At 42.2% G+C, this 13325-nt stretch carries 15 protein-coding genes; 11 read left to right on the forward strand and 4 right to left on the reverse strand.

Features of this window, described 5'->3' with window-relative positions; all coding sequences use genetic code 11:
- Positions 1-4 precede the first annotated feature (4 nt).
- Together MKX97_RS04970 and def are read right to left on the reverse strand one after the other, a co-directional pair.
- Complete coding sequence (locus MKX97_RS04970; protein ID WP_040758295.1) at positions 5-214, reverse strand: RNA polymerase epsilon subunit; 210 nt, start codon at positions 212-214, stop codon at positions 5-7.
- 241 nt (positions 215-455) lie between these two features.
- Entirely contained in the window at positions 456-1013 is a 558-nt protein-coding gene (gene def / locus MKX97_RS04975; protein ID WP_009765656.1) for a peptide deformylase, read from the reverse strand.
- 98 nt (positions 1014-1111) lie between these two features.
- On the opposite strand from def, the gene MKX97_RS04980 reads away from it, so the two are divergent.
- The 7 genes from MKX97_RS04980 (at position 1112) to MKX97_RS05010 (ending at position 8264) form a co-directional block, all read left to right on the forward strand.
- Positions 1112-1747 (forward strand): YkyA family protein, encoded by a 636-nt coding sequence (locus tag MKX97_RS04980; RefSeq protein WP_342537120.1) that lies wholly within the window; start codon positions 1112-1114, stop codon positions 1745-1747.
- A gap of 280 nt (positions 1748-2027) precedes the next feature.
- Positions 2028-3143: a pyruvate dehydrogenase (acetyl-transferring) E1 component subunit alpha gene (pdhA, locus tag MKX97_RS04985; RefSeq protein ID WP_009765654.1), complete on the forward strand. Its 1116-nt coding sequence runs from the start codon at positions 2028-2030 to the stop codon at positions 3141-3143.
- A gap of 3 nt (positions 3144-3146) precedes the next feature.
- Positions 3147-4124: an alpha-ketoacid dehydrogenase subunit beta gene (locus MKX97_RS04990; RefSeq protein WP_340758493.1), complete on the forward strand. Its 978-nt coding sequence runs from the start codon at positions 3147-3149 to the stop codon at positions 4122-4124.
- 39 nt (positions 4125-4163) lie between these two features.
- Positions 4164-5522, forward strand: a complete 1359-nt coding sequence (locus MKX97_RS04995) for a dihydrolipoamide acetyltransferase family protein (protein WP_342537121.1) — start codon at positions 4164-4166, stop codon at positions 5520-5522.
- Positions 5523-5527: 5 nt separating this feature from the next.
- A complete protein-coding gene (gene lpdA / locus MKX97_RS05000; protein ID WP_342537122.1) occupies positions 5528-6940 on the forward strand; it encodes a dihydrolipoyl dehydrogenase in 1413 nt (470 codons plus the stop codon).
- A gap of 76 nt (positions 6941-7016) precedes the next feature.
- Positions 7017-7979 (forward strand): nitronate monooxygenase family protein, encoded by a 963-nt coding sequence (locus tag MKX97_RS05005; RefSeq protein ID WP_342537123.1) that lies wholly within the window; start codon positions 7017-7019, stop codon positions 7977-7979.
- Positions 7980-7991: 12 nt separating this feature from the next.
- Positions 7992-8264 (forward strand): UPF0223 family protein, encoded by a 273-nt coding sequence (locus MKX97_RS05010; RefSeq protein ID WP_078817841.1) that lies wholly within the window; start codon positions 7992-7994, stop codon positions 8262-8264.
- A gap of 97 nt (positions 8265-8361) precedes the next feature.
- Here the strand turns inward: MKX97_RS05010 and MKX97_RS05015 are convergent, their stop codons facing one another.
- Complete coding sequence (locus MKX97_RS05015) at positions 8362-8994, reverse strand: DUF1054 domain-containing protein (RefSeq protein WP_176132552.1); 633 nt, start codon at positions 8992-8994, stop codon at positions 8362-8364.
- Between the two features lie 159 nt (positions 8995-9153).
- Here MKX97_RS05015 and MKX97_RS05020 point away from each other — a divergent pair, with 159 nt between their 5' ends.
- Positions 9154-9354, forward strand: a complete 201-nt coding sequence (locus MKX97_RS05020; protein ID WP_009765647.1) for a hypothetical protein — start codon at positions 9154-9156, stop codon at positions 9352-9354.
- A 151-nt stretch (positions 9355-9505) separates the two neighbouring features.
- Entirely contained in the window at positions 9506-10297 is a 792-nt protein-coding gene (locus MKX97_RS05025; protein WP_078817840.1) for an inositol monophosphatase family protein, read from the forward strand.
- 67 nt (positions 10298-10364) lie between these two features.
- Here the strand turns inward: MKX97_RS05025 and MKX97_RS05030 are convergent, their stop codons facing one another.
- On the reverse strand, positions 10365-10550 hold the full coding sequence (locus MKX97_RS05030; protein WP_009765645.1) for a YlaF family protein: 186 nt from the start codon (positions 10548-10550) through the stop codon (positions 10365-10367).
- Between the two features lie 298 nt (positions 10551-10848).
- On the opposite strand from MKX97_RS05030, the gene typA reads away from it, so the two are divergent.
- The gene (gene typA, locus MKX97_RS05035; protein ID WP_009765644.1) at positions 10849-12690 is read left to right on the forward strand and encodes a translational GTPase TypA; all 1842 of its coding nucleotides are present in this window, start codon (positions 10849-10851) and stop codon (positions 12688-12690) included.
- Between the two features lie 24 nt (positions 12691-12714).
- Entirely contained in the window at positions 12715-13050 is a 336-nt protein-coding gene (locus tag MKX97_RS05040) for a YlaH-like family protein (protein ID WP_245799498.1), read from the forward strand.
- The last annotated feature ends 275 nt before the right edge of the window (positions 13051-13325 follow it).

Here is a 13325-nt window from a genome sequence, read left to right on the forward strand (position 1 = left end):
TTATTTAGACCTGCTCGACCTGGAAGTGAGGGGAAGCTTGTTCGTACTCTAAATGTTCGCCTTCCAGCTTTTGAATGTATTCGATCATAATCTGGCGGTCTTGCAACTGATCGCGGACGGCCTTCTCTGTTTCGGCTTCAACGTATAAGCTCTGTGTGTTTTCGCGGACTGGAACTTGGTGTACGTTTTCATGGTAATAAACTTTAAAAATCATAATGAACTCTCCTTTTTTACGTTCGATATAAAACATATTCTTCATAATAGCACTTAATTTCTTTAAAATAAAGAAAAGCCCACCAATTGCTTGGCGGGCGTAAAAGTCTAGGCAATAGTCTTTTTACCGAGCAGGCCATTCAGTCGTCTAAGCAATTTGCGTTTAAGACGTTTGTACATGGCTTCATCACTCCTTGACAAGACTATACCATAATCTGAACTCTCTGTCAAGTTTTATTCCTTTACTCTCTTTCGAATGGGATAGCACCTGGGATATCTTTATAAGGAGCATTCTCATCAATATGGTCATAAAACATAATGCCGTTTAGATGATCCAGCTCATGCTGAAAAGCGATGGCAGGTAACCCTTTTAAACGTTTCTTTATTTCATTGCCTTCTTTATCATATGCTTTAATTGTGATGCGCGAATAACGTGGGACATATCCTGGTACGTCACGGTCTACAGATAAGCAGCCTTCTCCAGAAGAAATATACGTTTTTTCTACAGAGTGGCTTACGATTTTCGGATTAATGGCAATGAAGTTCGTCAAAGGTTTTTCATCGTCAGGTATATGCAAAGCAAATACTCTTTTTGAAGCATTCACTTGAGGTGCTGCTAGACCGATTCCTGAACGTAAGTTATATTTTTCACAGAGCTCTTCATCTTGACTGTTTACTATATATTCTAATAGGTCATCACATAATTGTTGATCTTCAACGCTTAATGGGAAAGTCATCTCTTTTGCTTTCGCGCGCAAGGTTGGATGCCCCTCACGAATAATATCTTTCATTAAAATCATTTCTACTCTTCCTTTCGGATATGGTTGTTACTAGTATAAACGAACCTGAAAAATGGTGAAAGAGAAAAGTACGGAGAATAGTTTAGGAGGCTTCTTCTATGAAGAAAATAATATTGATAATTGCAATGGTCGCAGTGTTGAGTGCATGCTCTGAAGACCAGACAGTGGAACAGCAGCTTACAGACACGCTGGCCGACGTGAATGAAAAGGAGAAACAAGGAATAAGCTACGTGAAAAAGCTGAACCAGCAAGAATTAAAAGAACAAAAACGATTCACCGATACGATGGAACTAACCCAAGAACAATATCCAGAAGTGAAAAAGCAAGTTGCATCTTTGAAAAAATCAGCAAGAGAACGAACGATCATAATAGAAAAAGAAGAGAAAGCTTTAAGTGAGGCTAGAGAAGCGGCAGACAAGTTGTCTGCGTTGATTGACATAGTGGACAAAGCAGAAAAAGAGACGTTGGAAAAACTAATTCAAGCTTTAGAAGAACGTTTTGAAAAACATGAGCAATTGATTTCGGATTACAAAAAACTCATTGATGCACAAACTCAGCTGTATACTCAATTGGAAGACCGAGAAATTCGCTCCAGCCAATTACAAAAACAAGTTAAGGAAGTGAATATCTTAACTTCTGGTCTTCAACAGAAAATAGACGAATTCAATAAATCCACAAATGAGGTCAATCGATTACAAACACGTGCGTTTGGAAGTTTAGAGAAAGCGAAATAAGGAAAGAGAAAAGCAGGGAGAATATACCCTGCTTTTTTGGAGAGTCTAATTTCGGGAGGAATATTGACTAGTCAAACAGTGGAATTGCAGCATCTGTACCAATACAGAAGTCATATTGTTTTAGTACAGATTGTTTTTTGAAAAGACAGGTAATGAGCGGAAACTCTTTAAATACAATGTTTGACCAAGCGCTCAGTTTTGAGTATACTTGGAAATATAGTTAGTTGTATTAATTTTATTCGAAAACAATATAATACAGATACGAAGGAGAGATCAAGATATGGTAGCTAAAAAAGGAAATCAGTATGATCCGGTGAAAGCGCTTCAACTGATTGAAAGCCAATTTGATATGGTGCAAATTCTCAATGAAGAAGGAAAAATCGTAGATAAGGACCTAGATCCGAAACTTCCTGACGAAGAATTAGTTGAATTGATGACTCGCATGGTTTATACACGAATTTTGGATCAACGTTCCATTTCTTTAAACAGACAGGGGAGATTAGGTTTCTATGCTCCTACGGCAGGTCAAGAAGCTTCTCAGCTTGCTTCTCAGTATGTTTTGGAAAAAGAAGATTTCATTCTTCCAGGTTACCGTGATGTGCCTCAATTGCTTTTCCACGGTTGGCCGTTAGATATGGCGTTTTTATGGTCAAGAGGCCATTATGAAGGCAGCGTTATTCCGGATGGTTTAAATATTTTTCCTCCTCAGATCATCATTGGCGCTCAATATATACAGGCAGCGGGAGTCGGTCTGGGTTATAAGAAAAAAGGAAAGAAAGCAGTTGTTATAACATATACAGGTGACGGTGGTACTTCTCAAGGTGACTTCTATGAAGGGTTGAACTTCGCGGGAGCTTACAAAGTACCGGCAATCTTCATTATCCAAAATAACCAATATGCAATTTCTACTCATCGGGATGTGCAGACGGCTGCAAAGACACTAGCTCAAAAAGGCGTGGCTGCAGGCGTGCCAAGTGTTCTGGTTGACGGCATGGATCCGTTGGCGGTATATGTAGCGACTCGTGACGCAAGAGAGCGTGCAATCAATGGCGACGGTCCAACATTGATCGAGACGATGTGTTACCGTTACGGACCACATACAATGGCTGGGGACGACCCAACACGCTATCGTACATCTGATATTGACAGCGAATGGGAAAAACGTGACCCGATCGTTCGTTTCAGAACTTACTTAGAGGGCAAAGGCATCTGGTCTAAAGAACAGGAAGAAAAAGTTATTGAACGGGCGAAAGAAGAAATTAAAGAAGCAATTAAGAAAGCAGATGCGGCTCCAAAACAAAAAGCAAGCGATTTTATGAAAATCATGTATAAAGGCGATCTGCCATTTAATTTACAAGAACAATTGGATGTGTATGTTGGAAAGGAGTCGAATTGATCGATGGCACAGTTGACAATGATTCAAGCAATTACAGAAGCACTTCGCACTGAACTAAAAGCGGATGAAAATGTTTTGTTGTTCGGGGAAGATGTAGGTGCAAACGGAGGTGTCTTCCGGGCGACGGAAGGCCTTCATAAAGAGTTCGGGGAAGAGCGTGTATTCGATACGCCGCTTGCCGAATCAGGAATTGGCGGATTGGCAATCGGGCTGGCGTTGACCGGCTTCCGTCCCATCATGGAAATTCAATTTTTTGGCTTCTTATTTGAAGTAATGGATTCCGTTAGCGGACAATTGGCTAGAATGAGCTTTAGAACGGGTGGCCACTTCAATGCACCTGTCACGATTCGTGCGCCGTTTGGCGGCGGGGTAGCTACTCCGGAAATGCACGCAGATAGTTTAGAAGGCCTTGTGGCAGCGCAGCCTGGTTTAACAGTCGTCATCCCTTCTACACCTTACGATGCAAAAGGCTTGTTGATCTCTGCGATTCGGGATGATAATCCTGTAATATTCTTAGAGCATATGAAATTATATCGTTCATTCAGACAGGAAGTACCTGAAGAGGAGTATACAATTCCGTTAGGGAAAGCAGATGTTAAGCGTGAAGGAACAGATTTGACGATCATTGCCTACGGTGCGATGGTTCAAGAAAGCCTGAAAGCTGCGGAAGCGTTGGAAAAAGAAGGGTATTCTGTGGAAGTAATCGACTTGCGGACGATTCAGCCACTCGACATCGAAACAATTATTAACTCTGTCGAAAAAACCAATCGCGTGATCGTTGTTCAAGAAGCGCAGCGTCAAGCAGGGATCGCAGCGAATGTCGTAGCGGAAATCACTGAACGAGCAATTTTGAGTTTGGAAGCGCCTGTATTGCGTGTAACAGCGCCAGATACTGTTTATCCGTTTGCAGCTGGTGAAAATACATGGCTTCCGAATGCGAAAGATATAGCAGCAAAAGCAAAAGAAGTACTGACATTTTAATCAGACCAATTGTAAGACAATCCAGAAAGGGTGAATTACGTGACCTATGAATTTCGTTTACCGGACATTGGGGAAGGTATACATGAAGGAGAGATCGTAAAATGGTTTGTGAAACCAGGCGATTCGATCCAGGAAGATGATACATTGCTAGAAGTACAAAATGATAAAGCCGTGGTGGAAATCCCATCACCTGTATCAGGTACAGTTGAAGAAATCTATGTCAATGAAGGCACAGTGGCAGTTGTTGGCGATAAGTTAGTTCGTTTTGACGCACCGGATCATGATATTCCGGATCATGATGAGGGCGCTGGTCAAGATTCTTCATCCGAAGAAGCGAGCGCTGAAAAATCACATGAACAAGTGGAAGAGGCGTTTGGCGCAGCCGAAGCGAAAAAGCCGGAGCAGCCTGCTGATGATCACCAACCTGTCGGAACAAAACAAGAGGGTTCTTCACAATCTGCTGATGAACATCGCAGAGTAATCGCTATGCCTTCTGTCCGTAAGTATGCAAGAGAGCAAGATGTAACGATTTCAAGCGTTACAGGTAGCGGGAAAAACGGCCGGGTACTTAAAGAAGATATCGATGCATTTAAAGCAGGCGGTCAGCAACAGCCAAGCGCAGAAGCTCCTCAAACAGAAGAGCCTGCGGTGGATGAAACTGTTTCAGAAAAACAGAAACCTGTTTTTGAAGGTGAATTCTCTGAAACACGTGAAAAATTGTCTCCTATACGTAAAGCGATATCGAAGGCTATGTCGAATTCCAAGCATACAGCAGCGCATGTTACATTGCTCGATGAAGTAGATGTCACAGCACTTGTTGCACACCGAAAAGAATTCAAAGCGATTGCAGCGGAAAGAGACATTAAGCTGACGTACTTGCCGTATGTTGTCAAAGCTTTGGTAGCGACTCTTCGTGAATTCCCGCAACTGAATACATCACTGGACGATGCGACGGAAGAATTGATTCAGAAACATTATTACAATATTGGGATTGCGGCAGATACAGATCGCGGCCTTTTGGTACCTGTCGTGAAGAATGCAGATCGTAAATCCGTGTTCTCTATTTCGAATGAAGTAAATGAATTGGCTGAAAAAGCTCGTTCAGGTAAATTGCAAGCTTCAGAAATGAGAGGCGCGTCATGTACGATCACGAATATCGGCTCAGCAGGCGGCCAATGGTTTACACCAATTATTAACCATCCAGAAGTAGCTATTTTAGGTGTCGGAAGAATTTCTGAAAAACCTGTAGTAAAAAATGGTGAAATTGTAGCAGCACCTATGTTAGCATTATCTTTAGTGTTCGATCACCGAGTAATTGATGGCGTAACGGGGCAATTAGCGTTAAACTATCTTAAGGAATTACTAGGTAACCCATCACTTTTATTAATGGAGGCGTAAAGCACATGGTAGTAGGAGATTTTCCAATCGAAGTAGACACACTCGTAGTCGGGTCAGGCCCAGGAGGGTATGTAGCAGCAATTCGTGCAGCTCAACTGGGACAGAAAGTAACAATCGTAGAAAAAGAGACGATAGGCGGCGTTTGTTTGAACGTAGGATGTATTCCATCCAAGGCGCTGATCTCTGTCGGACATCGGTATGCAGCAGCTCAAGATTCTGATTCTATGGGGATCACTACTGAATCTGTCAAATTAGACTTCTCAAAAGCTCAGAAATTTAAAGACGGAGTAGTTTCTAAATTGACAGGCGGCGTGGAAGGACTCTTAAAAGGCAATAAAGTTGAAACTGTTAATGGTGAAGCATACTTTGTGGATGCTAATACAGTACGTGTGATGACAGATAACTCTGCACAAACATATAAATTCAATAATGTGATCATTGCAACAGGTGCACGCCCTGTCGAAATCCCATCGTTCAAATTTACTGACCGTGTAATTAATTCAACAGGAGCTTTAAATCTGAAGGAATTGCCTAAAAAACTTGTCGTTATTGGTGGCGGATATATCGGCACTGAGCTAGGTTCGGCTTATGCGAACTTAGGTTCCGAAGTGACGATCATTGAAGGGGCAGATGACATTCTTGCAGGCTTTGAAAAACAAATGACTCAAATCGTTAAAAAAGGCCTGAAGAAAAAGGGCGTTGAAGTTGTCGTTAAAGCATCTGCTAAAGGTGTAGAAGAGACAAAAGATGGTGTAGTAGTAACGTATGAAGCAAACGGTGAAGAAGTAAAAGTTGAAGCGGACTATGTTCTTGTGACAGTTGGCCGCCGTCCGAACACTGACGAAATCGGTCTTGAAGGACTAGGCTTGAACATGACAGACCGCGGCTTGATTGAAGTGGATAAACAGTGCCGTACGAATGTTCCGAATGTCTATGCAATCGGTGATATCGTACCAGGTCCACAACTTGCTCATAAAGCTTCCTATGAAGCGAAAATCGCAGCTGAAGCAATTTCTGGTGAGAAATCTGAAGTAGACTACTTGGCTATTCCGGCTGTCTGCTTTACAGATCCTGAACTTGCTACTGTTGGTTTGAATGAACAACAAGCAAAAGATGAAGGTTATGATGTATTAAGCGGTAAATTCCCGTTTGCTGCAAATGGTCGCGCACTTTCTTTGGATGCAACAGACGGCTTCGTGAAGCTTGTTGCACGTAAGGAAGACGGTTTGCTTCTAGGTGCACAAATCGTTGGTGAAAATGCTTCTGACATGATTGCTGAAATGGGACTAGCCATTGAAGCGGGAATGACTCTTGAAGATATTTCTATGACGATCCATGCGCATCCTACACTTGGCGAGATTTCCATGGAAGCAGCTGAAGTTGCTCTTGGTAAGCCAATCCATATGATGACGAAATAAAACAACTAGAAATTAAACAACTCATGGGGATTACTTTCTCATGAGTTGTTTTTGAATTGAGAAAAGGGGTGGAGTTGTGATTTGGAAAACAAGGGTGACTGAGTTGTTTGGAATTGAATATCCAATTGTACAAGGAGGTCTTGCGTATTTAGCTTATGCAGATTTGGCTGCGGCAGTTTCGGAAGCTGGAGGTTTAGGGCAAATTACCGCAATGAGTCTACCTTCGCCGGAAGCATTGAAACAGGAAATACGCAGTGTACGAAAGAAAACAGCTAAGCCGTTCGGAGTGAACTTCGCAATTGGTAATCACGGCAGAGCGTATGAATCGATGGTGGAAGCTGCCCTTGAAGAAGATGTAGAGATTCTTTCGGTGACAGGTGGAAATCCAGCACCTTTATTTGATATGCTAAAAGGAACGAGCGTTAAAAAGATGGTATTGGTAGCTGCAAGGAGACAGGCACAAAAAGCAGAAGAAATTGGTGCGGATGCAGTTATTGCTGTCGGACAGGAAGGCGGAGGTCATCTAGGGCGCGATGATATTGGAACAATGGTGCTGATTCCTCGAATTGCAGACGCTGTGAGTATCCCTGTCATTGGTTCAGGTGGAATAGGAGACGGCCGCGGCTGGATGGCTGCGCATGCTCTTGGCGCGGAAGGTATTGAGATGGGTACCAGATTTATCGCCACAAAAGAATGTGTTCATGCATCTGAAGCTTACGTTCAGTCCTTGCTGGACAGCACGGAGCAAGATACTACGATAATTAAAAGAACAATAGGAGCACCGGCACGTGCATTGAAGAATGAATGGACCGAGCAGATTTTGCGGTTAGAGGCTGAGGGCGCCGATTATGAGGGATTAAAATCGTATGTCAGCGGCGAAGCGAACTGTAAGCTCATCCACGATGGAGCTGCAAGCGAAGGCTTTGGATGGGGCGGTCAGATCGCTGGAATGATTGACGACGTCCCGAGTGTTTCTGAGTTATTTGCTCGAATGAAAAATGAAGCTGAAAACATCCAAGAAAAATGGTATATCCAATAAGGGGAGAGCTAAATGGCTGAATATCAATATCCGCTGCGAGCAGATTGGTCTACGGAAGAAATCGTGTCAGTAATCGATTTTTTCACTAAAGTAGAACAAGCCTACGAGTCTTCTGTTGAGCGAGAAGATTTTATGAACCATTATCGTTCATTCAAGAAAGTTGTGCCCTCTATGGCGGAAGAAAAGACGTTGTGTAAAGAGTTCGAGGAAAGCAGCGGTTATGTCGCTTATCGAGTTGTAAAGTTAGCGAGAGAACGCAAAGCTGGAGAGTTGTTAAAAGTGTAATACTTATAAATCTAACACTGCTTGCATTGAAAAAAACATACTGAAAAACACGGTATCAGAAGTAAATTACTGATACCGTGTTTTTTTGTTCAACATATCAATCATAAGAATTTATCACAATATCATAGACAGGCAGAAGGTGATTGAACGTATCTGTGGCAAAGTTGTAAAATTGCTGCTCTGTCATTTCTGCTGCATCCTCTTTAGATAGATGCCGTCCGACTAGAAATTCAGCTTTCTTCACTGTCTGCAAGCGCTCCAACAGTTTTTTAAGGCCTTCTGTACGTACTTCGCTAATTAAGTCGACGTCCGGCTTCATATGATCCCCCGAAACAATGAAATCATTCGGCAAAGACGTCAAAACTTCCAAGTTTTTTTCTAACCGTTCTGCAATCCCTTTTTTATCAGGATTTTCATAAATAATTGCCAGCACGATGAATAAATGAGTGCCCCACAAGCCAATCTGAAAGTGAGGTAACGCTTTGTATCCTCTTTTCGCGGGAGCGAATGCCACCCAGCTATCTTTTGGTGGATTTACTGTACGTCTAGCATGTTTTGCAACATGAGGGAAAAATTCTCCTTTACCGTGAGTTGAAAGGGTGTGTGAAAAATGGTCTCCTAATTCCTTGAATTTCGGTTGAATTTTTTGTTGCAGTGCAGCCATGCGTTGATCAAGGCCTTCTATCGTAAAAACATTGAAATCTGTTGCTGACCAATAATTTTGAGTCAATGAAATTCTCCTCCAGTTTGAAATGTCTACGTTTATCTTATCAATAAACGGGGAATAATTTAAAATAACAAGGCTTCTAACCACTTAAAGTCGGAATTTTCACATACTATGATATAAGGCGGTTAGTGAAAGCTAATTAATTAAAAGGGGTGCTTACTCATGAAACAAGTTGTTCATTTCATACGCAAAGAAGATGTGGAAAGAGAATATGTCCGAACGCTGAATTTAGAACTTGATTACGAATTGGCGACTCTGTATGATGCATTGCAAGAAGAGGATTCAAAACAAGTTGAAAAAAGTAAACAACGGCTTGCTGAAATCCACAGCGAGTTGGAGACGCTAAATGTTTTCACAGCGTGAGTGTCGAATTGTAAAAGGCATCCCCATTTCCTTCAGATTTGAAGAAAATGTGACGGATGCCTTTTTACTTAACAGGCTGTAACCGTATTCTCTTCTGTTCTTTCTACTGTATGTTATACTAACACTAGTCGGAATGGGAAGAGGTGGCAAGATGAATCTTAATGCGATCGATCGATATGCAAAATCGTTAATCAAAGAGGCTGGCCACAAAATACGTGTGTCTTTTTTTAATACGATAGACATCGATTCAAAAGCAGATGCAAATGATTTAGTTACAAATATCGACAAGGAAATCGAAAGGTTCGTTGTGGATCGAGTGAAACAAGATTTTCCGGAACATAAAATTGTTTCTGAAGAGGGATTTGGAGATAAAATTACTTCATTGGACGGGACTGTATGGTTCTTGGATCCAATAGATGGGACGATGAATTTCATCCATCAAAGAAGGAATTTCGCTATTTCCTTGGGGATTTATGTAGACGGCGTGGGGATGCTGGGCTACATATATGATGTAATGGGTGATGATTTATATCACGCTGCAAAAGGCGAGGGAGCTTACTTCAATGATGAGCGACTTCCACAACTTGAAATAACGCCTCTTGAGGAAGCGTTAATTGGTATTAATGCAAGTTGGGTGGCGCCAAACACTAAGGTAGATAATGATAAAATCATTCAACTCGTAACTCGTTGTAGAGGAACGCGCTCTTATGGCTCTGCGGCGATTGAGTTAGCATACGTTTCATCAGGCAGGATCGATGCCTATATCTCGATGCGATTAGCGCCATGGGACATAGCGGGCGGCATCGTAATTGCCCAAGAAGTAGGAGCTGTAGCAACAAGCTTGCAAGGCGAAGCGCCTCATTTACTTGGGACGGATACATTTATTGTAACACGACCAGGTTTGCATGAGGAAATACTATCAAAATATATCCGACTAAAATAAAAAAGGGGCTGTTTGTTAAACCGGTTTGGTTTAATGTACAGTCCCTTTACCTGTATGTAAAATATAGTTACAATGTACCTTGTTCGCGCATACGAGCTTTTGTTTTAAAGCCATTCCCCATGATTAGAATAAGGGCGACGATGGCAAGAACGACAACAAAAATGCTCCGCATGCCTATCCCAATGCCGATCGCAGACATAGATAAAACGGCCCCAAGTGAATAAAGAACAAAAATCCACTTAATATCTTTCAAGAAAATCCCTCCTTATCAATTATGCCTCGGTGTAATTGTGTCCAGATTTTGAATTGTGCTTAGGCCTGCGTGACGCAGGCAGTTAACCTTTAACACCATCAAAATCGGAGGCTATCTCTTTGTTCAGCAAGCATTTGAGCACCCGCTGAACAGGAAATAAAACTGCAATCATCCCAACCACCTATAGAGGTGGAAGTCTTCTGCTGAAAAAAGATAAAATTAAATATTATTGAAATGAACTATCTTGTGCTATAATAACACAGTTGAACATCTGAAAAAAGATAAACGGAGTGAAAAAATGACAAACGAACGAGCAGATCTTAGAAATATTGCAATTATAGCCCACGTTGACCATGGTAAAACTACATTAGTTGACCAGTTGTTAAAACAGTCAGGTATTTTCCGATCAAATGAGCATGTAGACGACCGGGCGATGGATTCTAATGAATTGGAACGTGAACGCGGAATTACGATATTAGCTAAAAACACAGCTATTGAATATAAAGATACGAAAATTAACATCATGGATACACCAGGACACGCGGACTTTGGTGGAGAAGTGGAAAGAATTTTACGAATGGTAGACGGCGTAATCCTAGTTGTCGACTCGTTTGAAGGGTGTATGCCTCAAACTCGCTTCGTTTTGAAGAAAGCATTGGAAACGAACTTGAAACCAATCGTTGTAGTAAATAAAATTGACCGTGAATTCGCAAGACCTGAAGAAGTGGTTGATGAAGTATTGGAATTATTCATTGAGCTGGATGCGAACGATGAGCAATTAGAATTCCCTGTAGTGTATGCATCAGGCTTTAATGGTACTGCGAGTCTTTCGCCGGATCCAGCAACACAGGAAGATACTTTGCGTGTTCTATATGATGCGATTTTGGAACATATCCCGGCGCCGATCGATAATCGTGATGAGCCTTTACAGTTCCAAGTGTCTCTATTGGACTATAATGATTATGTTGGCCGTATCGGAATCGGACGAATTTTCCGTGGAACGATGAAAGTAGGCGAGCAAGTCTCCGTATTGAAACGTGACGGGTCTGTGAAAAATCTACGCGTGACTAAATTATATGGATTCATGGGTCTAAAGAGAGTGGAAGTTGAGGAAGCTTTTGCGGGAGATCTCGTGGCGGTTTCAGGAATGGGCAATATTGATGTCGGAGAGACTGTATGTCCGACGGATCATCAGGAAGCTCTACCAGAACTTCATATTGATGAGCCGACGCTTCAAATGAGATTTTTAGTGAACAACAGTCCATTCGCAGGTCGGGAAGGTAAATGGGTTACAGCCCGGAAGATTCAAGAGCGTTTGGATCAACAATTGGAGACGGACGTTTCATTACGTGTAGATCCTACTGATTCCCCGGACGAGTGGATCGTTTCAGGACGCGGTGAGCTTCATTTATCCATCCTAATTGAAAATATGCGTCGCGAAGGATATGAATTGCAAGTATCGAAGCCGCAAGTCATTATCCGTGAGATTGACGGTGTGCGTTCCGAGCCTTTTGAGCGTGTTCAGATCGACGTTCCAGAAGATCATACGGGTTCGATCATCGAGTCGATCGGTGAGCGAAAAGGTGAAATGTTAGATATGATCAACAATGGGAATGGACAAGTTCGTCTAATTTTCCTAGTGCCTGCGCGTGGGTTGATCGGTTACACAACTGAATTCCTTACATTGACTCGTGGTTATGGTATCTTAAACCATACATTTGATAGCTATAAACCGGTCACTTCAGGTAAAATTGGTGGAAGAAGACACGGAGTTCTAGTTTCTATGGAAAATGGAACTGTGACGGGCTACGGAGTTATGCAACTAGAAGACCGTGGTACAATGTTTGTTGAAACAGGTGCTGAAATCTATGCAGGTATGGTAGTGGGCGAGAGCAATCGTGACAGCGATTTGACGATTAACTTAACAAAAGTTAAGCACGCGACTAATGTCCGTTCTGCTACGAAAGATCAAACGGTTACGACGAAAAAACCGCGTATTATGTCACTAGAAGAAGCTCTTCAGTATATTGGGGACGACGAGTATTGTGAAATTACCCCACAAACGATTCGTTTACGAAAGAAAATTCTCGACAAGAGTGAACGTGATCGCGCAAATAAAAGGAAAAAACTTGGGGAATAATATAGATAGAAGGGAATGTATGGAATGAGAGTAGAGGATTCGGAAATGGTCTACAATCGGATGTCGGGAATCGCACGGATGGTCTATGAACTAGCTCCTAATTTCGACATCGCGGGCTATATTCTGTTCGCCCTCGTTTTCATCATGTCTGCTATTGTTTATAAGCTTGGATTTGCGAAAAAAATCAATTTTTGGCAGAATGTCGTAATCTATGCATTTTTGTTTATAGGGTGCTTGGTTTTGACTTTCTTGGCCTTCTTCCTTCCAATCGTAGAAGGATTGATCGTAGCCGCTGCCATTCTTATTATTTACCGTGTTCGTCGTTTAAATGAACATAAAAAAGACTCCGTTGTGCAATGACAACGGAGTCTTTTTATGTGAATAGAAGAATTCGACAGAGGGTACGGCACCGTTGATTTGCGTTCCGGGTGGACGCTTTCCGTGGGGCGCTCGGTGAGCCTCCTCGTCGCTTCTGCGGGTTCTCACCTGTCGCGCTGTCCCCCACAGGAATAGCCGTAACGTGGAACTGCTTTTGCGAACAAAAGCGTAGCGTTGAGAGCATATCTTTGCCTTTCGCCACCCTGCACTCCGATCAACTGCGTATTTAACTGAAGTTATTGAGTGTATCTTCGCGC

Source organism: Sporosarcina sp. FSL K6-3508 (genome assembly GCF_038615825.1).
Lineage (GTDB): Bacteria > Bacillota > Bacilli > Bacillales_A > Planococcaceae > Sporosarcina > Sporosarcina newyorkensis.